The following is a 20,315-nucleotide window of genomic DNA, read 5'->3' as shown; positions in this document are numbered from 1 at the left end:
GATTCACCTCCTTTCGCCGGCCATTTTTCGACAATGAGCATACACTGCGGCATTCTTCGCGCAAGCCACACAATTTCCTGCTCCAGCGCCACCCGCTGCCGGCAAATCCCCGCAACCCCGACCTGGACCTTGCTCCCAGCCCGCGGGGTCACGCCCCCCCAACGGTCCCCCAGGCACCGGCCACCGGCAGCCGCTCCGCCAGGTGGCAGGCCACCCGGTGGTCGCCCTCGATCGCCCGCAGGGCCGGTTCCTCCTGGCGGCAGACGGCCTCGGCGAAGGGACAGCGGGTGTGGAACCGACAGCCCGCCGGGGGGTTGGCCGGCGACGGCACGTCGCCCTGCAGGACGATGCGCTCCCGCCGCCGCTGTCGCGGCGGGTCGGGCAAGGGGACCGCCGAGAGCAGCGCCTGGGTGTAGGGGTGCAGCGGTCGGCGGAACAGCTCGTCGGTGGGCGCCAGCTCCACCAGCTTGCCCAGGTACATTACCCCCACCCGGTCGCTGATGTGCCGCACCACCGACAGGTCGTGGGCGATGAACAGGTAGGTCAGGCCGAAGCGGGCCTGCAGGTCTTCGAGCAGGTTGATCACCTGGGACTGGATCGAGACGTCCAGGGCCGAGACCGGCTCGTCGCAGACCACGAAGCGCGGGTTCAAGGCCAGGGCGCGAGCGATGCCGATGCGCTGGCGCTGGCCGCCGGAGAACTCGTGAGGGTAGCGCCGCGCGTGGTCGGGCGAGAGGCCCACCAGCTCCAGCAGCTCCGCCACCCGCTCCTGGAGCGCCCGCCCGCGGGCCAGGCCGTGGACGGCCAGGGCCTCGCCGACGATCTCGCCCACCGTCCGGCGCGGGTTCAGGGAGCCGAAGGGATCCTGGAAGATGATCTGCATGTCCCGCCGCAACCGGCGCAGCTCCGGGCCCCGCAGCCGGAACACGTCCCGGCCGTCGAAGCGCACCGTGCCCGCGGTGGGCTCCAGCAAGCGCAGGATCAGCCGTCCCGTGGTGGTCTTGCCGCACCCCGACTCGCCCACGAGCCCCAGCGTCTCGCCCTGGTAGATGTCCAGGTCGATGCCGTCGACGGCCCGGACCCAGCCCCGCGGCCGGCCGAGCCAGCCGCCTCCCACCGGGAAGTGCTTCTTCAGGCCGCGCACCTCCACCAGGACGCGGCTCATGCCAGACCCCCCTCCGCCCGCGGGGGCGCGGCCGTCACGGGGATCGTCGCGGCCGCCTCCGGGCGGACCGCCTCGGCCGCCGTCCCCGGCCCGCCCACGTCGGCCGGGGCGAGGCCGTCAGGGACCGCCGGCCCCGTACGGGCCGACGTCCGCGTCGTGCCTGCCGATCCCAGGGGGCCTTGCTGGGCCTCGGTGCCAGCTCCGCCCCGCCCCCTCGCGCCCTGCGCAGGGCGGTCCCGCCCGGCCGCCGGGGGAACCGCACCGGGCTCGGCCGTCGCCGCGCTGGCGCCGGTGCTGCCGGCGGCGCCGGCGCCGCCGGCAGCCGGTTCGTCCCGCAGCCAGCACGCCACCCAGCGGCCGTCGCCGGCGGGCTGCAGGGCCGGCTCTCGCTGGCGGCAGATGTCCATCACGTACGGACAGCGGGGGTGGAACCGGCAGCCCGACGGCAGGCGGGCGGGGTTGGGCACCTGGCCGGGGATCACGTGGAGCCGGTCCTGGCGCCGGTGCAGCTGGGGCATGGACTGCAGCAGCCCCTCGGTGTACGGGTGGAGCGGCCGCGCGAAGAGGTCGTCCACCGGGGCGGACTCGACGATGCGCCCGGCGTACATGACCAGCACGCGATCGGCCATGTCGGCCACCACGCCCAGGTCGTGGGTGATCAGCAGGATGGCGGTGCCCAGCCGCCGCCGCAGATCCTTCATCAGGTCGAGGATCTGCGCCTGCACGGTGACGTCCAGGGCGGTGGTCGGCTCGTCCGCGATCAGCAGCTGGGGCTCGCAGGCCACGGCCATGGCGATCATCACGCGCTGGCGCATGCCGCCCGACATCTGGTGGGGGTACTGGCGCGCCCGCGCCTCGGGGTCGGGGATGCCCACCAGGCGCAGCAGCTCCACCGCCCGCTCCCACGCCTCGCGCCGCGACAGCCGGCGATGCCACCGCAGCGCCTCGGCGATCTGCGCTCCCGCGGTGAAGACCGGGTTGAGGGACGTCATCGGCTCCTGGAAGATCATCGCGATGCGGTTCCCGCGGATGCGCCGCATCTCCGCCTCGCTGAGGCGCAACAGATCGCGGCCCTCGAACAGGATGGAGCCGCCGGCGATGCGCCCCGGGGGCGAGGGGATGAGCCGCAGGATGGAGAGGGAGGTGACGCTCTTCCCCGATCCCGACTCCCCCACCAGACCGACCGTCTCCCCGCGGTGGATGGTGAAGCTGACCCCGTCCACGGCGGCGAATCGGCCCGCTTCGGTGTGGAACTCGGTGCGCAGGTCGCGCACCTCGAGCAAGGGCTCACCGACCTTCGGCAAGGGTGCATCCTCCTGGAAGCACAGCGTGGCGCACCCCCTCACGAGGGGGCGCGGCCGACCAGCCGCAAGAACGCCTGTTCGTCCAGGACGGGGATGCCGAGCTCGCGGGCCCGGCGCAACTTGGAGCCGGCCCCCTCCCCCGCCACCACGTAGTCCGTCTTGCGGCTGACGCTGCTGGTCGCCCGGCCGCCCAGCGCCTCCACCAGCGCCTCGGCCTCGTCGCGGGTCATGCTCTCCAGGCCCCCGGTGAAGACGAAGGTCTTGCCGGCCACCCGCGCCCGCACCGCGGGCGGCACCTCGGGGACGGCGGCCCCTGACGGGGCACCCGTCGCCTGTGCCTCCAGGCCGTCGCGGCCCTGCCCGCCCGCGCCGGCCGCCGAGGCCGGGACGAACGCGGCCTCCCCTGCGCCCGGGCCCGGGCCATGCCCGGCGGCGGCTGCCGCCGGGACGCCGCCCGCCCCCGTGCCGCCGGCCGGGCCGCCGCCGCCCGCCCTGGCCGCGGCGGCTGCCGCCTGGGCGGCCGCGCTGCCCGGCTCGGGCTCGCCCGCCGCCGCCCGCACCCCCGCCTCGGCGAGGCGGCGGATCAGGTCGCGGTTGTGCTCATCGCGGAAGAAGGCGACCACGCTCTCGGCGATGCGCGGGCCGATCTCGGGGACGGCCATCAGCTCGTCCGGCCCGGCCCCCATCAGCCGGTGGATGGTGCCGAAGTGCCGGGCCAGCACGCCCGCCACCCGCTCGCCGACGAAGCGGATCCCGAGACCGTAGAGCAGGCGGCGCAGGGGCCGCGCCCGCGAGGCGTCGATGGCGGCGATCAGGTTGGCCGCGGACTTGGGCCCCATGCGCTCGAGCTGGGCGACGGGCTCCGCCTCCAGATGGTACAGGTCCGCCACGTCCCGCACCAGGCCTCGCGCCACCAGCTGCTCGATGATCGCCGGCCCCAGTCCCTCGATGTCCATGGCGTCCCGGGAGGCGAAGTGGCGGATGCGCTCCAGCTGCTGGGCAGGGCAGGCGGCATTGGGGCACCGGGTGGCCGCCTCGCCCCCCACCCGCACCACCGGGCTGCCGCAGGCGGGGCAGCGCTCGGGCATGGTGAAGGGCCGCTCGGCCCCGGTGCGGGCCTCCTTGACCACCTCCACCACCTCGGGGATGATCTCCCCCGCCTTGTGGACCACCACCAGGTCGCCGATGCGCACGTCCTTCTCCCGGATGTAGTCCGCGTTGTGCAGGCTGGCGCGGCTGACGGTGGTCCCCGCCAGCAGCACCGGATCCAGCACCGCCACCGGGGTCAGGGCGCCGGTGCGGCCGACGCTGACCTGGATGTCCCGCACCCGCGTCCGCGCCCGCTCCGCCGGGAACTTGTAGGCGATGGCCCAACGCGGGCTGCGGGCGGTGGCGCCCAGCCGCCGCTGCTGCGCCAGGTCGTCCACCTTGATCACGATGCCGTCGATCAGATAGGGCAGCTCGTGGCGCCGCCGGGACCACTCCTCGATGAACGCCAGCAGCTCCGCCAGGCTGGTGCAGCGGCGGGCGTGGGGATTGACGGGCAGGCCCCACTGCCGCAGGGCCTGGAGCACCTCCCACTGGCTGCGCGGCGCGACCGCGCGGTCGCCCTCCCACCCCGCCAGCCCGTAGACCCACAGGTTCAGGGAGCGGGAGGCGGTGACCGCCGGATCCAGCTGGCGGACGGAGCCCGCGGCGGCGTTGCGCGGGTTGGCGAAGGGGGGCAGGCCCCGCGCCTCCTGCTCCTGGTTGAGCCGGCGGAAGGCGTCGAAGGTCATGTACACCTCGCCGCGGATCTCGACCCGCCGCGGCACCGGCCGCTCGCGATCGCGCAGGCGCAGGGGCAGGCTGCGGATGGTGCGCAGGTTGGCCGTCACGTCCTCGCCGGCCTCGCCGTCGCCACGGGTCGCCCCGCGGACGAACCGGCCCTCCTCGTAGGTGAGGGCGACGGAGAGCCCGTCGATCTTCAGCTCGGCCACGTAGGCGACGGCATCGCCCACCGCCCGCCGCACCCGCTCGTCGAAGGCCTCCAGCTCCTCGCGGCCGAAGGCGTTGTCCAGGCTGAGCATGGGCTCGGCATGCTCGACCCGGGCGAAGGGTGCGGCGGGCCGCCCGCCGACCCGTTGGGTCGGGGAGTCGGGTGTGACGATCTCCGGGAACCGCGCCTCCAGCTCCCGGAGCTCCCGCATCAGGGCATCGTAGGCCGCATCGTCGATCGCGGGCCGGTCGAGCACGTAGTAGAGGTAGTCGTGGTGGCGGATCTGCTCCCGCAGTTCCTCGGCCCGCGCCCGGGCGGCCGCCAGGGCCTCCCCCCGGGCGGCATCGCCCGCGCCCTTGCCGGACCCGCCGCTTCCGCCGTTGGACCGGTGCTCGTCCACGTCCATCCCCCCGTCGCCCCTGCCCGCCGGCGCCGCCCGCCCCGGCCCGGCCGCACCCGCGCCCGGACCGGCTCCGTCCTGCGGGTCGCCCTCACGCGCGCCGTAGATTGGCGTAGCGGACGATGAAGGTCTTCAGCCCGGCGTCGGGGAACGCGATGGTGACCTCGGCGTCCTCCCCCTCGCCGCGGCGCATCACGATGGTCCCCTCGCCGAAGCGCGGGTGGACGACCCGCTCCCCCGGCCGGAACCCCTCCCCTCCGGCGAGCGCGGCCTCGGCGCGGCGCGCGCCGTCGCCGTCAGCCGTCCCGCCGGCGGTGCGACCCGGCTCCCGTCCCCCCCAGTCGGGCGCCGTCCGGGTGCGCCCGTTGCGAGCGGCGCCCACGGACGGACCGCCGCGGTGGCGATCCCGGCCGTACGCCCCGCCGACGCGATCGAACCGGCCCGTCGCACCCCACCGGGCACCGCCGCCGGGCCAGCCAGCCCCGCCCGGCGCCCCCGCGGCCTCGCCGCCGTCGGCGGCCGGTTCGTCCGCACCGGGGAGCAACCCCTGCCACTCCAGGTACCGCGCGTCGGCCTCCTCCAGGAAGCGGGAGGGCACCTGGCGCCGCGTGGCGCCGAACAGGGTGCGCTGGCGGGTGAAGCACAGGTAGAGCCGCTGGCGCGCCCGCGTCATGCCGACGTAGCAGAGGCGCCGTTCCTCCTCCAGCTCCTGGGGGTCGTCCAGCGACCGGCTGTGGGGGAACACCCCCTCCTCCATCCCCGTGATGAAGACCACGTCGAACTCCAGGCCCTTGGCGCTGTGGAGGGTCATCAGGGAGACGGCGCGGGCGCCCTCCTCCAGCTGGTCGACGTCGCTGACCAGGGCGACCTCCGCCAGGAAGTCCACCAGCGGCGCGTCGCCGGGACCGCGCTGGCGCTCGAAGTCGCGCGCCACGGAGAGCAGCTCCTCCAGGTTCTCCAGCCGCGTCCGGGCGTCCGGCGTCCGCTCCTGCTCCAGCATCTCCCGGTAGCCCGTGCGGTCCAGGGCGAAGGCGATGACGTCGTAGGCCGGCCGCTGCTGCGCCAGGGCGGCGAGATCGGCGATCACCTCGCCGAAGGCCGCAAGGGCCGCGGCCTGGGGGCGGGTGATCCCGGGGATGGCCTCCGCCTGGGCCAGGGCGTCCAGCAGGCCCACCCCTGCCCGGTCAAGATGGGCCTCCAGCCGCGCCAGGGTGGCCTCCCCGATGCCGCGCCGCGGCACGTTGATCACGCGCCGCAGGCTGATGCGGTCGTCCGGGTTCACCGCCAGGCGCAGGTAGGCCAGGATGTCCTTGACCTCCTTGCGCTCGTAGAACTTCAGGCCGCCCACGATCCGGTAGGGGATGCCCCGGCGCAGCAGGGTCTCCTCCACCACCCGCGACTGGGCGTGGGTGCGGTAGAGCACCGCCATGTCGCCGTATTCGTACCCCTCGTCGTGGAGCCGCTCCATCTCCCGGGCGACGAACCAGGCCTCATCGTGCTCGTCGGCGGCGCCGAAGACCACCACCCGCGCCCCCTCGCCGTGGACGGAGCGCAGCTGCTTCTCCTTGCGCTGGGTGTTGTGCTCGATCACCGCCTGGGCCGCCGCCAGGATGGAGGCCGTGGAGCGGTAGTTCAGCTCCAGCCGCACCACCCGCGCATCGGGATAGTCTTCCTCGAAGCGCAGGATGTTGGTGATGTCCGCCCCGCGCCAGCGGTAGACGCTCTGGTCCGGGTCGCCCACCACGAACAGGTTGCGGTGCCCCGCCGCCAGCAGGCGCAGCAGCCGGTACTGGGCGTGGTTGGTGTCCTGGTACTCGTCGACCAGGATGTGGACGAACCGGCGCTGGTAGGAGGCCAGCACGTCGGGCGCCTCTTCGAACAGGCGCACGGTCTGCATCAAGAGGTCGTCGAAGTCCATCGCCCCGTTCTTCTGCAGCCGCTCCTGATAGGCGGCGTAGACGGCGGCCACCTGCTGGCGGTAGAAGTCCCGGTGCCGGGCGGCGAACGCCTCCGGCCCCAGCAGCTGGTTCTTCGCCGCGGAGATCATCGCCCCGACGGCGTTGGGCGGGTAGCGGGTCTCGCTGAGGTTGCGCTCCTTGAGGACCTCGCGCAGGACGGTGCGCCGGTCGTCCTCGTCGAGGATGACAAAGTTCCGGTCGTACCCGACCCGGTGGCCGTCCCGCCGCAGGATGCGGACGCAGCTGGCGTGGAAGGTGCCGATCCACATGTCCCGCGCCTGGGCCCCCACCAGCTGCTCCACCCGTTCCCGCATCTCCCGGGCCGCCTTGTTGGTGAAGGTGATGGCCAGGATCTGGTGGGGCGCCACGCCCTGCTGGAGCAGGTAGGCCACCCGCCGGGTGAGGACCCGCGTCTTGCCGCTCCCGGCCCCGGCCAGGACCAGCACGGGGCCCCCGGGATGGGTCACCGCCTCCCGCTGCGCCGGGTTGAGATCCGCCAGCAAGTCTGCCAAGTCGCGTACCTCCCGTCCGCCGCACGGCCTGCCTCTCCGAGGACCGGCCGTGCCGGTGCCGGCCACCCGGCCTGGCGGCGAGGGCCGCCCGCCGGGACACGGCCTCGCGAACCGCCCCCGCCGCCGACGACCCCAGCTGGCGTGCCATCCACCCCGCCCCGCCAAGGCCCGTCCCCGACGACGGCGGCGATTCCCGTCCGGACCGGATACGTCGCCGCGGCGGCCCTCCGCCCTGCCCGGCCGGGGGACGAACCGGCCGCCCGGCCCGGCTCGAGGGTCCCGGCCGCTTCGTCCGCAGGGTGGTCTCCGACGGCTCCCCACCCGCGTCACGCCGCCGCACCCGCGGGTCGCCGCGGCCACGAGCCGCTCCGCCGGACGGGACGGCACCGGCGACGGGATCCATGCCAACGGATCCGTGTGCACGCCCCGACTCCGTGGCGACGCCCCGACGCCTCCGTCGGCCCGTTCGCCTGCGCTGCCGGCGGCGGCCCGGTGGCGACAGGTCCGCCGCCGCCGGCACCGGGCCGGGGCACCGTGCCCCCTCCCCCGCTCACGGGCCCTCCCCGTCGGCTTCGTCCCGGGGTCCCGCCACCGGCAGTACCACCCGCATGCGCGTGCCGCGGCCCACCTCGCTGTCGACGTCGATGTGCCCCCCGTGGTTGCGGACGATGCCGTAGCTGACGGCCAACCCCAGGCCGGTGCCGCCCTCCTTGGTGGAGAAGAAGGGATCGAAGATGCGATTCAGGTGCTCGGGCGGCATGCCCGTCCCGCGGTCCTCCACCTCCACCAGGACGGTCCCCGCCGCGGGGTCGTGGGAGGCCCGCAGCCGCAAGACGCCGCCGCCCGGCATGGCGTCCAGGCCGTTGCGCATCAGGTTGAGGAAGACCTGGCGCAGCTGGGCCTCATCCGCGGTCACCGGCGGCAGCGGTTCCACGACCCGCAGTTCCACGGAGCACCCGCGGGCCACCTCGTCCATGCGGACCATGTCCACCAGTCGCCGCAGCAGGGCGCCCACATCCACCGGCCGCAGCCGCGGCTTGGGCGGGCGGGCCAGCAGCAGCAGGTCGTTGACGATGCCCTCGATGCGCTCGATCTCCTGCAGGACGATGTCGATGTAGCCCGCCAGCTCCCCCTCCACCCGGCGCCCGATCAGCTGCATGAAGCCCTTGATGGCGGTGAGGGGGTTGCGGATCTCGTGGGCCGCGCCGGCGGCCAGCTGCCCCACCGCCGCGAGGCGCTCCGAGCGTCGGGCCCGCATCTCCAGCTCCCGCTCCTGGGTCACGTCGCGCAGGAGGACGATGGCCCCGGCGCGCTCCCCCTCGGAACCGACCAGGGGGAACGCCTGCGCCGTGACCAGGAGGGGCGCGCCCTCCCGCGTCGCGAACTCCCACAGGCGGGGCGGCAGGGGATCGTCCGCGGCCAGCTGCTCCAGCAGCATGCTATCACACGGGGTGTCACTGCCCAAAGGACGCGGCGGGTGCAGCGCGTCGTCGGGAAAGCCGGCGCGACGCAACAGCTCGACCGCCGTGCAGTTGGCCAGCGTCAGGGTGCCTGCGGCGTCGGCCGCCACGATGCCGGTCCCCACCTGCTGGAGGATCAGGTCCTGGAAGCGCTTGAGGGCGGTCAACTCCTGCAGCCGCACCTGCGCCTGCTCGAAGAGGCGGGCGTTGTCCAGGCTCAAGGCGGCCTGGCTGGCGAGGACGTCGATCAGGCCCCCATCGGCGAAGGAGTAGGGTGGCGGCTGGTCGCGCACCACCGCCACCGCCGCCAGCAGCTTGTCGCGGGCCACCAGGGGCACCGCCAGCACCCAGCGTCGGTGACCACCCAGCAGCCAATCCGGTCCCTGCTCCGGCTCGAGGCGCGCCACCACCGTGCGGCGTTCCTCCACCAGGCGGTGGAAGGGCGGCCGGTGCAGGCCGAGCTCCCGCCCCACCAGGCCGGGCGGCGCGTTGCGCAGCGTGCCGACGCGCAGGACGCCGGGGGCCGAGGCCGGCACCAGCCAGAAGACCCGGCCCCCGAGCACCTCGAAGAAGGTGTCGACGACCCGCTCCGCCACCTCGTCGGGCCGCAGGGTGGCGTTGATCACCCGCGCGAAGTGGGACAGGGCCACGACCCCGCCCACCGCCTGCCGCAGCAGCTGGTCGTCGTGGAAGGCGGCGGGCCGGCCCTGGGCGTCGCGCCCCTCCTCCCGGACGAACCGGCGCAGCTGGTCGGCGGCCGCGGCCAGCTCCCCGGCGACGGTCACCAGGGGCTCTCCGAATTCGCCCACCACCGACCGCACCCTGGCCAGGGCGGCGACGGCGTCGGGATCGTACCGGCTGCCCGCGCGGGACCGCACCGCCTCCCACGCCATCTCCGGGTCCCCCCAGCGCTGCAGCGCGAACAGGTAGGCCTCGGCCACCGCCAGGATGCGACTGGCGAGGGGAATGACGGTTCCCGCCAGTCCGTCGGGACCGCCGGTGCCGTCCCAGTGCTCGTGGTGGTGGCGCAGGATCCGCGCCACCGGCTCCAGCACCGCGATGCGGGCGACCTCCCGCGCCGACACCAGGGCGTGCCGCACCAGCTGTTCCGGCGACGGATCGCCGTCGCCCACACCGGGCGGTCGCGGTCCCCCTGCTTCGTGCAACAGGGCGGCCTGCCGCAGGTTGTCCAGATCGCGACCCCGCACCTCCAGGCCCTCGGCCATCTCCGTCACCAGGCGCACGAGGTGCTCGGCGCGACGCAGCGCCTTCGGGTCGGCGTGCAGCGCGCGCAGGAATCGCTCCACGGCTCGTTGGCGGAGGCTCCGCGTCCAGATCGACGTCCCGAAGTGATGGGCCAGGGCGAGAAAGGGGAATGCGGCAAGGGCCCCGGGCGGGTAGTCGTACCGGGTGAAGAGCACGTACACCCCCACCGCAAGCAGCCAGGAGACCATCAGTCGCCAACTGTCCTCGATCACGTAGGTCTGCCACTGCTGACGGAACGGGATGCGCTTGTACAGAGCCAGGGCGGCCGCCACCAAGCCCGTGTTGACCAGGCCGAAGCCCGCGGCACTCGCCAGGTACGGGATGATCGAGTCCCATCCGTCCAGGGGCTGTCCCCACTCGCCGCCGCTGACGCGGAAGATGGCGGCCGCCGTCAGCACGGCCAGGATCGTCTGACCCACATTGAACGCGGTGACGAGGAAGGGCGGACGCCGCCACAAGGCGGCGAAGCACCAACCCACGACCTCCGCCCACATCGGCACCGCGGGGCCGAGCAGCCACAGGGATACCAGCACCACCAGGGCGCCGATCGAGACGGCCTCGCCGCTCGCGGAAACGACCTGGTACAGCTCCGCCACCAGCAGGGCGCCACCCAGCAGCACCGCCAGTGCGGGAGGGGGTGCACTGGTGGAGACGACGAGGATCACCAGTCCGAGAAGACCCGCCGCCGCGACGCCTGCCATGTAGCGAGCCACGACCCCTGAGGGTTTCATGGGGACTCCACTTCGCTGGGGCACCGTGCAACCCTCCCCGGCACCGAGGGGCGCCGACCCTCGCGCCCGCTGGCTCCATGTGGCAGCCTGACCCCCCGAAGGTGCCGTTGCTCAAGGGGTTCAACCACGATGAAGGCCGCGTTCTCCTCAAGAACGCGGCCTTGAACGGGGTCCTTCGCGGTGGTCCCCGACCGCTGGTGATCCGCTACGCCTCCGGTCGTCGATCGATCGCGGACGGGTCAGAAGGCGGCCCCAACTCGGTCAACATGCCAATGCCAGATGACCGGTGCCGGCCCGCCCGGGCCGGGTGGGCATCTGCCCCTTTACACCCCACCACGACGTGTGCTTCGATGAAACCGGTCTGCCTAGCGGGTGGGGTGGAGCCACGAGCCGGCACCGGCCTCCGGCCACGACGCTAGCCGATGGGCCAGCTGGTCTGCGCAGCGAGGGCGACGACCACGCCGGTCAGGATGCTGGCCGCAGCCATGGCGAGACGGTACAGCATGGCTTCACCTCCCATCCTTCCACCCGGCCGGTGCCGCCCGCCCACCCGCGGGCGGCACCGGCCTTGCCAGGCTTTCCCGGCCCTTTCACCCCCTGCCTACGACACGATCTCGACGATTCCTCCTAGATTCCGAAAGAATAGGACCAGAAAGTGATGGTTTTCGACAAAATTCGCGCTCAAGCCAACGGTCGCGCCGGTGAATCCCCCGAGCCTCTGCCGTCTTCTCGACGGTCGTCGGCGTCCCGGTCATGGACTCGCCATCCGATGGCGAAACCTGTCTGGGACCGCGGCGGCAAGCCGGGCGGCCCCGCCGGTTCGTCCGGGGTCCCCGTCACTCCCACTCGATGGTGGCGGGGGGCTTGGAGGTGATGTCGTAGACCACGCGGTTGACGCCCTCCACCTCGTTGACCAGCCGGCGCGCGATGCGGTCGAGCACCTCGTGGGGCAACCGCACCCAGTCCGCGGTCATCCCGTCGTCCGAGGCCACCACCCGCACGGCGACCGCCTCGCCGTAGGTGCGACGATCGCCCATAACCCCCACCGTGCGGGCTCCCGTCAGGACGGCGAAGGCCTGCCAGACCGAGCCCTCCAGCCCTGCCCGACGGATCTCCTCCCGGACGATCCGGTCGCACGCCCGCAGGCGCCGGAGGCGCTCGGGGGTGACGGCGCCCAGGGTCCGGATGGCGAGCCCCGGTCCCGGGAAGGGATGGCGCTCGATGAGGGCCGTCGGCAGCCCGAGCCGGCGCCCGACCTCCCGCACCTCGTCCTTGAACAGGTCGCGCAGCGGTTCCACCAGCTCGAAGTCCAGGTCGGGCGGCAACCCGCCCACGTTGTGGTGGCTCTTGATGGTGGCGGCCGCCCCGCCGCCGCTCTCGATCACGTCCGGATAGGTCGTCCCCTGGACCAGGTAGGGGATCGGCCCCAGCTCGGCGGCGAGGCGTCGGGCCTGTTCCTCGAACACGCGGATGAAGGTCTCCCCCACGGCCTTGCGCTTGGCCTCGGGGTCGACCAGGCCAGCGAGCGCATCGAGGAAGCGGTCCCGCGCGTCGACCACCCGCAGGTCCATGCCGAGCCCGGAGAAGGTGGATCGGACCTCCTCGACCTCGCCCTCCCGCAGGAGACCGGTGTCGACGAACACGGCGACCAGCCGCGAGCCGATGGCGCGATGCACCAGCGCGGCCGCCACGGCCGAGTCGACGCCGCCGCTCAGCGCGCACAGGGCACGGGCCCCGTCGAGCCGCCGCCGCAGGGCCGACACGGCCCGCTCGACGAAGTCGGCCATGGACCAGCCGCCCCGGCAGCCGCAGACCCGGAAGAGGAAGTTGGCCAGGATGTCCCGGCCCCGCGGCGTGTGGGCGACCTCGGGGTGGAACTGGACGCCGAGCCAGCGCCCGTCGCCCCCCTCGATGACCGCGTACGGCGCATCCGCGGTGTGCGCCAGGACGGTGAAGCCGGGCGGCAGGACCTCGACCCGATCGGCGTGGCTCATCCAGACGTCCACCCGCGCGCCGAGGCCCGCCAGCAGGCGGCCGGGTTCGTCCACGTGGAGGGTGGCGGGGCCGTACTCCCGGCGTGCCGCCGGGACGACCCGGCCCCCGAGCTGGTGGACCATCAGCTGCATGCCGTAGCAGATGCCGAGGACCGGCACCCCGGCCTGCCAGAGCTCGGGGTCGCATTGCGGTGCCCCCGGCTCGTAGACGCTGGCGGGGCCGCCGGAGAGGATCACCCCCCGCGGGCGGTGGCGAAGGATCGCGGCCAGGGGGGCGTGGTGGGGCAGGACCACCGAGTACACCCCGAGCTCCCGCACCCGCCGGGCGATCAGGTGACCGTACTGCGAACCGAAGTCGAGGATCACCACGCGCTCTTCGGGTTCCACCAGAGACGGCTCCCCTTCCATCCCGACCATGGCCATCGCTCCCTTCTTGCCCGGCACGGGCGGAGCGCAAGGGTGAGACGCGGATACCGGGACCGCGGCCGGTTCCCGCGGGCCGCGGACCGGGGGCAGAGACGACTCGAGAGCGCCGGCGTAGCGTCGATCGATGTCACAACGTGATATCTTAACGCGATATCTTAGCAGGACCATGGGTTTTGAACAGGTCCGTGGGCGGGTCGGCCGCCAACCCGGGATGGCCGGAGCGGGGAGGGATTGCAGTGGCGGAAGGCCGTCAGTCCTTGACGGTGCACGTTCCCAGCGATTTGTTGGCATGAAGGAGCGGATCGTGGGCTCCGACACCGGCGTCCTCGTCGTTCCTGACGCCCGATGAACCGGAGGACGCCGCGGCAGTTCTGGAACATGCCAAGCCGCCGCCGCGGGCCGCGGGGCGATGCCCCGCGGCCCGCGGCGCCCCGGCCGGTTCGTCCGCCGCGCCAGCGAAGGGCGGTAGCCCCGCTTGAGCAAACAGGGGCGGGGTGCCCGCGCCTCCCGCGCGGGCACCCCGCCCCGGCCACGGCCCAGCGGGCGACGGACTCAGAAGTCCATGTCGCCCACGTTGCTGCCGGCCGCCTCCTTCTTCTCCTCGGGCAGGTCGGCCACCAGCGACTCGGTGGTCAGCACCATGGCGGCGATGCTGGCCGCGTTCTGCAGCGCCGACCGGGTCACCTTGGCCGGGTCGACGATGCCGCGGGCGAACATGTCGCCGTACTCGCCCGTCAGGGCATCGAAGCCCTCGTTGTCCGGCAGCTGCTTGACCCGCTCGACGACCACCGAGCCCTCCATACCCGCGTTGGCCGCGATCTGGCGCAGCGGCTCCTCCAGGGCGCGGCGGACGATCTCGATGCCCATCCGCTCGTCCTCGTTGCGGGCCTCCACCTTGTCCAGCGCCTTGATGGCGTGGACCAGCGTGGCACCGCCACCGGGGACGATGCCCTCCTCCACCGCCGCCCGCGTGGCCGAGAGGGCGTCCTCGATGCGGTACTTCTTCTCCTTCATCTCCACCTCGGTCGCAGCGCCGACCTTGATCACGGCCACGCCGCCGGCCAGCTTGGCCAGCCGCTCCTGCAGCTTCTCGCGGTCGAAGTCCGAGGTGGTCTCCTCGATCTGCCGCTTGATGACGTTGATGCGGGCCTTGATCTTCTCGGGATCGCCAGCGCCCTCGACGATGGTCGTGTTCTCCTTCTCCACGACCACCTTCTTGGCCCGGCCGAACATGTCGGGCGTGACGTTCTCCAGCTTGATGCCCAGGTCTTCGGAGATCACCTGGCCGCCGGTGAGGATGGCGATGTCCTCCAGCATCGCCTTACGCCGATCGCCGAAGCCGGGCGCCTTGACCGCGCAGGACTGCAGCGTGCCGCGGATCTTGTTGACCACCAGGGTCGCCAGCGCCTCGCCCTCGACGTCCTCGGCGATGATCAGCAGCGGCTTGCCGCGCTCCACCACCCGCTGCAGCACCGGCAGCAGGTCGTTGACGGACGAGATCTTGCGGTCGGTGATCAGGATGAAGGGCTCCTCAAGGACGGCCTCCATCGCCTCGGCGTCGGTGACGAAGTACGGCGACAGGTAGCCCCGGTCGAACTGCATGCCCTCCACGACCTCGACGGTCGTGTCCAGGGTCTTGCTCTCCTCGACCGTGATCACGCCGTCCTTGCCGACCTTCTCCATGGCGTCGGCGATCATCTTGCCGATCTCTTCGTCGTTGGCGGAGATGGAGGCCACCTGCTGGGTCGCTTCCTTGGTCTCGACGGGCTTGGCGATCCGCTTGATCTCATCGACGACGGCGGCGACCGCCTTCTCGATGCCCCGCTTGACCAGGATCGGGTTCGCGCCGGCGGCCACCACCTTCATGCCCTCGCGGACCATGGCCTGGCCCAGGACGATGGCGGTGGTGGTCCCGTCACCGGCCACGTCGTTGGTCTTGGTCGCCACCTCCGTGAGGAGCTTGGCGCCCATGTTCTCGAAGGGGTCCTTCAGCTCGATCTCGCGGGCGATGGTCACGCCGTCATTGGTGATGGTCGGCGAGCCAAACTTCTTCTCCAGGACCACGTTGCGGCCCTTGGGCCCCAGGGTGATCTTGACGGCGTTGGCGACGGTGTTCAGCCCCTTCTCCAGGCTGCGCCGCGCCTGCTCGTTGAAGACCAGCTGCTTCGGCATGCCGCCTTCCCTCCTCGGTCACGAACGCTCACTGGATGACCGCCAGGATGTCGCGCTCGCTGAGGATCAGCAGCTCCTCGTCATCCAGCTTGACCTCGGTGCCGGCGTACTTGGAGAAGATCACCCGGTCGCCTTCCTTGACCTCGAGGGGGACCTTCTGGCCGTTCTCGAGGATGCGGCCCGTGCCCACGGCCAGGACCTCACCCTGCTGCGGCTTCTCCTTGGCCGTGTCCGGCAGGATGATCCCGCCCTTGGTCCGCTCCTCCTCCTCGATCACCTTGACGACCACCCGGTCGCCGAGAGGGCGCAGCTTCACCGACACGGTCCCTCCCTTGGGCTGCGGCTGAACGCTCACCGCCGTCCACCTCCCTGGTGCGCTGAGGGTTCGGCTCCGGGGCGCCCGGCCACAGCGGTCGAATGGTGGCGTGATCGGATCTGGCAGGATCGCTGCCCGGCGGGCCCGAGCCCCCGAGCCGCGGGACGCCTGTCCTGTTAGCACTCCCCGTCGGAGAGTGCTAAGCCATCGACTATGGTAAGGCGGCCAGAAACGGTCGTCAACCCCCGAATTGGCCGCCGCTCCCATGCTTGCCGCTATTGCTTCTGCCCCGCTCGGCCCCGGATTATGCGCCGCGTGCGCCGGCACGCCGGTGCGGACGAACCGGCTCGGCGCCCCCCTCCCGACGGCGAAGGACCCCGACGCCTCGCGAGGCGCCCGTAGGTTCCCACGCGTCGGCGACGGGTGCGGCGATGGGTGCAGCGGTCGGCGGATCTCAACGGGTGTCGCGATGCCCGCCGCCGTGGAGGATGGCGACGGCGTGGTCCAGCAGCGGTGCGAGGACCTCGAGGCACTCGGCCACGCCCCGCGGGCTGCCCGGCAGGTTGACGATCAGGGTGCGCCCCCGGATGCCCGCCACCGCCCGGGAGAGGTAGGCCATCGCATTGGCCGCCCCGGTCGCCGCCCGCATGCGCTCGGGAAGGCCCGGGACGACCCGCTCCACCACGTCCAGCGTCGCCTCGGGGGTGACGTCCCGGGGGCCGAGGCCCGTGCCGCCCGTAGTCAGGATCAGGTCGGGGATGGAGGCGGCACCCTCCTGCGATGCGGTCCCATCCGACCCGTCGTCCCCGTCGCGGGCAGCCGCCGCTCCCCGCCCGTCGGCCACCGCGGCCAGCCAGCGGGCGATGGCCCGGCGGTCGTCGGGCACCACGCCGCGGGCCACCACCGCGAACCCGCGCTCTGTGGCCCATCGCGCCAGGTAGTCCCCGCTCGCGTCCCGGCGCCAACCCTGGCTGACCCCGTCGCTGACGGTGAGGATCGCCACCCGCACGGCCAACGCCCCCCCGTTCCGACGCCGCGCCGCCCCGCGCGGCTGCGGGTCGCGACACGCGCCTCCGCGCTCCCCTGGGTCCGCCGGAGAGACCCGTCAGCGGGACCCGCCGCCCTCCGCCCGGGTGGCTTCGGGCCGGACGGGCTCGCCCACCGCCTCCCAAGGCGGTTCGCCGGCCCGCCAATAGTCGCCGCTGCGCCCCCCCGTCTTGCGCACCAGGCGGATCCCCTCGACGACCATCCCCTTGTCCAGGGCCTTGCACATGTCGACCAGCGTCAGGGCGGCCACCGCCACGGCCGTCAGGGCCTCCATCTCCACCCCCGTGCGCGCCGCGGTGCGCACCGTCGCCTGGATCTCCACCGCGTCCTGCGTCAGCCGGAAGTCGACGGCGACGGCGTCCAGGGGCAGCGGGTGACACAGGGGGATCAGCCGGCCGGTCTCCTTGGCCGCCAGGATCCCCGCCACCCGGGCGACGGCCCACACGTCGCCCTTGGGCACGTCGCCGGCCCGCAGGCGGGCCAGGGTGGTCGGCGCCATGCGCACCCGGCCCCGCGCCACCGCCTCCCGCACCGTCACCGCCTTCCCGCTGGTGTCGACCATCTGCGCCCGGCCTGCGGCGTCCAGGTGCGTCCACGCCGGCGCCCCGGACGGGACCGGCGCGGCCGGTTCCTCCGCCGGAGAGGGTACGACCCGCCGGCCACCGGCGTCCTCGCCCCGCGCCCCCGGTGCGGCGGGCGCCGGCTCCCCTCCGGCGGACGCCCCCGCCGGGCGGTCCCCCTCCGGTCCCCCGGCCCGGTCGGAGGGACGGGCTCGCTGCCTCACCAGGGGATCACCTCCACCTCGGCGCCGGCCGGCAGCTCGTCGATGGCCATGGGCAGGTGCACCAGCCCCTGGGCCCCGGTCAGGGCGGTGATCAACCCGGACTTGCGCGGTTGCGGCCGCGCGGCATACTCCCCACCGCGCCAGAGCAGGGCGACGGGGACGTACTCCTCGCGGCCGGCCGGGCGCCGCAGGGCGGTCTCCAGGCGGGCGCGGATCCGTGGGCCGGGTCCCGCCGGCGGCTCGAGGCCGAGCCAGCGGAACACCACCGGCCGCACCAGCAAGCGATAGACCACCAGGGCGGACACGGGGTTGCCCGGCAAGCCGAAGACGGGCTTGCGCCCCGCCATGGCGAACAGCGTCGGCTTGCCCGGCTTCAGGGCGACGCCGTGGAGGATCACGCCAGGCGGCTCCAGCTCCGCCGCCAACTGGGCCGTGAGGTCGCGCTCGCCCACCGAGCTGCCGCCGGAGATCAGCACCAGGTCCGCTTGCTGGAGGGCGCGCCGCAGCGCCTCCCGGAAGGCAGCCGGCTCGTCGGGCACGTAGACGGGTTCCAGGGGCTGGGCGCCGTCCTGCCGCAGGGCAGCCGCCAGCGCCACCCCGTTGATGTCGCGGATCTGGCCGGGCGCCGGCGTCCGCTCCGGGGGCACGATCTCATCGCCGGTGAGCAGCAGCGCCACCCGCGGCGGGCGGGTGACCGGCACCCGCGTGACGCCGGCCCCAGCCAGGGCCCCCAGCTCGGCCGGACCGAGCCGGCGCCCCGGCGTCAACAGCGCCAGGCCGGCGGCGGCGTCTTCGCCCCGGGCGATAACGTTGTCGCCCGGGCCCGCGAACCGGTGCACCAGCAGCCACGACCCCTCGCGGGTGGTGTGCTCGAACATCACGACGCAGTCGGCGCCGGGCGGCAGCATGCCCCCGGTGGGGACGGCCACCGCCTGGCCGGGTTCGACCCGCACGGCGGCGGCCCGGCCCACCAGGACCCGGCCCACCACCTGCAGGCGGACCGGCCGCCCGGGCGCGATCCCCCGCAGGTCCTGGCTGCGCACGGCGTAGCCGTCCACCGTGGCGCGGTGGAAGGCGGGGACGTCCTCGGGCGCGTACACCGGCTTGGCCAGGACGCGGCCGAGGGCCGCGGCCAGCGGCAGCTCCTCCACCGCCAGCGGCGGCTGGCCGGCGGCGGCCAGGATCCGCCGGCGCGCCTCGGCGACGGTGGGCAGGCCCTCCGCCGGGAAGGGCTCCCGGAAGCCGGGCGCCTCCGCCTTTGCCGGGTGCCGCGGTGGCGGCCCCGGTTCCCCGGGCTGCGGGTTCGGTGCACCCGATGCGGCCGAGCCCTCCGGCGGGCCCGATGCGGCGCAGCCCTCCGGCGGGGTGGATCCGTTGGACACGGGAGCCGATCCCCCTTCCCACGCATCCGCCGGCCGGGGCCGGTTCGACCCGCGGCGTCGTCCTCCTGACGCCGCCGCTCCCGGGCCGACCGATCCGGTGGCCCGGCGTGGCGCCATCCGCCGGGCGGCTCCCCGCCACCGGCCCCCCGGCCGGCGTCACGGATCGACGCGGATCAGCGTCGCCTCGCCCTGGCCGCCGCCGCTGCAGATGGTGGCGATGCCGTAGCCGCCCCCGCGGCGGCGCAGCTCGTAGGCCAGGGTGAGCAGGATGCGGGCGCCGCTGGCGCCGATGGGGTGGCCCAGGGCGACGGCGCCCCCGTTGACGTTGACCCTCTCGGGGTCCCAGCCGCCGAGCTTCATGGTGGTCAGGGCGACGGCGGCGAAGGCCTCGTTGACCTCGAAGAGGGCGATGTCGTCCCAGCGGAGGCCGGCCTTCGCGAGGGCGCGCTCGGCGGCGTAGTACGGCACGGTGTGCAGGTACGGCGGATCCAGGGACGCCTGCCCCTGGCTGACGATGGTGGCCAGGGGCTTGACGCCCAGGGCGCGGGCCCGCTCCCGCTCCATGAGGACCAGGGCGGCGGCCCCGTCGTTGATGCCGGGGGCGTTGCCCGCCGTCACCGTCCCGTCCTCCTCGAAGACCGGCGGCAGGGCGGCCAGCTTCTCGTAGCTGGTGTCGCGGCGCGGCGCCTCGTCCACCGCCACGCGGACCGCCTCGCCCTTGCGGGCCGGGACCTCGACGGGCACGATCTCCTCCGCCAGCCGGCCGGCGTCGATGGCCGCCACGGCCCGCTGGTGGCTGCGCAGCGCCCAGCGATCCTGTTCCTCGCGGGTGACGCCGTACTCGGCGGCGACGCGGCTGCCGTAGACGCCCATGTGGCAGCCGCCGAAGGCGCAGAGCAACCCGTCGGTCAAGAGGGCGTCCTCCATCTGCAGGTGGCCCATGCGCCCGCCCCAGCGCGCCTGGCGCACCAGGTAGGGCGCCTGGCTCATGCTCTCCATGCCGCCGGCCACCACCACCGTCGCGTCGCCCGCCCGGATCAGGGCGTCGCCCAGGTTCACCGCCCGCAGGGCGGAGGCGCAGACCTTGTTGATGGTGTCCGCGGGCACGGTGACCGGCAGCCCGGCCTTGACCGCCGCCTGCCGCGCGGGGATCTGGCCCGCCCCCGCCTGCAGGACCATGCCCATCAGCACGTAGTCCACCTGCTCGGCGGCCACGCCCGCCCGCTCAAGGGCCGCCCGGATGGCCACGGCCCCCAGCTCGACGGCGGGCACGTCCTTGAGGGCGCCCCCGAACTTGCCGAAGGGGGTCCGCGCCCCGTCGACGATCACCGTCTCGCGCACGCACCTCACCCCCGCACGGGCCGCCCCAACGAAGCCGGGTTGGACGAACCGGCCCCGCGCGCCGCCTGCGAGGCCGCGC

General features: G+C 73.9%; 12 protein-coding genes. All 12 read right to left on the bottom strand.

Annotated features, from left to right (window positions below; translation table 11 throughout):
* Window positions 1–148: 148 nt before the first annotated feature.
* A complete protein-coding gene (locus Q5761_RS01275; RefSeq protein ID WP_318750878.1) occupies window positions 149–1,165 on the bottom strand; it encodes an ABC transporter ATP-binding protein in 1,017 nt (338 codons plus the stop codon).
* Window positions 1,162–2,469 carry an ABC transporter ATP-binding protein gene (locus Q5761_RS01270; RefSeq protein WP_413084542.1) on the bottom strand — a complete coding sequence of 436 codons (1,308 nt, stop codon included), beginning with the start codon at window positions 2,467–2,469 and terminating at the stop codon, window positions 1,162–1,164. Before Q5761_RS01270 ends, Q5761_RS01275 begins: the two co-directional genes overlap by 4 nt.
* Window positions 2,470–2,507: 38 nt before the next feature.
* The gene (gene ligA, locus Q5761_RS01265) at window positions 2,508–4,853 is read right to left on the bottom strand and encodes an NAD-dependent DNA ligase LigA (protein ID WP_318750877.1); all 2,346 of its coding nucleotides are present in this window, start codon (window positions 4,851–4,853) and stop codon (window positions 2,508–2,510) included.
* An 85-nt stretch (window positions 4,854–4,938) separates the two neighbouring features.
* A complete protein-coding gene (gene pcrA, locus Q5761_RS01260) occupies window positions 4,939–7,317 on the bottom strand; it encodes a DNA helicase PcrA (protein ID WP_318750876.1) in 2,379 nt (792 codons plus the stop codon).
* 550 nt (window positions 7,318–7,867) lie between these two features.
* Window positions 7,868–10,774: an ATP-binding protein gene (locus tag Q5761_RS01255; RefSeq protein WP_318750875.1), complete on the bottom strand. Its 2,907-nt coding sequence runs from the start codon at window positions 10,772–10,774 to the stop codon at window positions 7,868–7,870.
* Window positions 10,775–11,610: 836 nt separating this feature from the next.
* Window positions 11,611–13,185 (bottom strand): glutamine-hydrolyzing GMP synthase, encoded by a 1,575-nt coding sequence (gene guaA, locus Q5761_RS01250; RefSeq protein ID WP_318750874.1) that lies wholly within the window; start codon window positions 13,183–13,185, stop codon window positions 11,611–11,613.
* Window positions 13,186–13,746: 561 nt separating this feature from the next.
* On the bottom strand, window positions 13,747–15,366 hold the full coding sequence (gene groL, locus Q5761_RS01245; RefSeq protein WP_135224802.1) for a chaperonin GroEL: 1,620 nt from the start codon (window positions 15,364–15,366) through the stop codon (window positions 13,747–13,749).
* 28 nt (window positions 15,367–15,394) lie between these two features.
* Window positions 15,395–15,721, bottom strand: coding sequence for a co-chaperone GroES (gene groES / locus Q5761_RS01240; protein ID WP_013494708.1), 327 nt, complete (start codon window positions 15,719–15,721; stop codon window positions 15,395–15,397).
* Between the two features lie 415 nt (window positions 15,722–16,136).
* A complete protein-coding gene (locus Q5761_RS01235) occupies window positions 16,137–16,691 on the bottom strand; it encodes a MogA/MoaB family molybdenum cofactor biosynthesis protein (protein WP_318750873.1) in 555 nt (184 codons plus the stop codon).
* Window positions 16,692–16,787: 96 nt separating this feature from the next.
* Entirely contained in the window at window positions 16,788–17,513 is a 726-nt protein-coding gene (moaC, locus tag Q5761_RS01230) for a cyclic pyranopterin monophosphate synthase MoaC (RefSeq protein WP_318750872.1), read from the bottom strand.
* Window positions 17,510–18,895, bottom strand: a complete 1,386-nt coding sequence (gene glp, locus Q5761_RS01225) for a gephyrin-like molybdotransferase Glp (protein WP_318750871.1) — start codon at window positions 18,893–18,895, stop codon at window positions 17,510–17,512. Before glp ends, moaC begins: the two co-directional genes overlap by 4 nt.
* A 156-nt stretch (window positions 18,896–19,051) precedes the next feature.
* On the bottom strand, window positions 19,052–20,236 hold the full coding sequence (locus Q5761_RS01220) for an acetyl-CoA C-acetyltransferase (RefSeq protein WP_318750870.1): 1,185 nt from the start codon (window positions 20,234–20,236) through the stop codon (window positions 19,052–19,054).
* Window positions 20,237–20,315: the final 79 nt, after the last annotated feature.

It is taken from the genome of Thermaerobacter composti, from assembly GCF_033582035.1.
GTDB classification, from domain to species: Bacteria; Bacillota; Sulfobacillia; order Thermaerobacterales; family Thermaerobacteraceae; genus Thermaerobacter; species Thermaerobacter composti.
The sequence above is the reverse complement of the archived record's forward strand: the minus strand, read 5'-3'. Positions and strand labels throughout refer to the sequence as shown.

Excerpts from the sequence above, each read along its gene's own strand:
- Q5761_RS01275 (WP_318750878.1), bottom strand. The coding sequence starts at position 1,165 with ATGAGCCGCGTCCTGGTGGAGGTGCGCGGCCTGAAGAAGCACTTCCCG.
- groL (WP_135224802.1), bottom strand. The coding sequence starts at position 15,366 with ATGCCGAAGCAGCTGGTCTTCAACGAGCAGGCGCGGCGCAGCCTGGAG.
- ligA (WP_318750877.1), bottom strand. The coding sequence starts at position 4,853 with ATGGACGTGGACGAGCACCGGTCCAACGGCGGAAGCGGCGGGTCCGGC.
- Q5761_RS01255 (WP_318750875.1), bottom strand. The coding sequence starts at position 10,774 with ATGAAACCCTCAGGGGTCGTGGCTCGCTACATGGCAGGCGTCGCGGCG.
- guaA (WP_318750874.1), bottom strand. The coding sequence starts at position 13,185 with ATGGTCGGGATGGAAGGGGAGCCGTCTCTGGTGGAACCCGAAGAGCGC.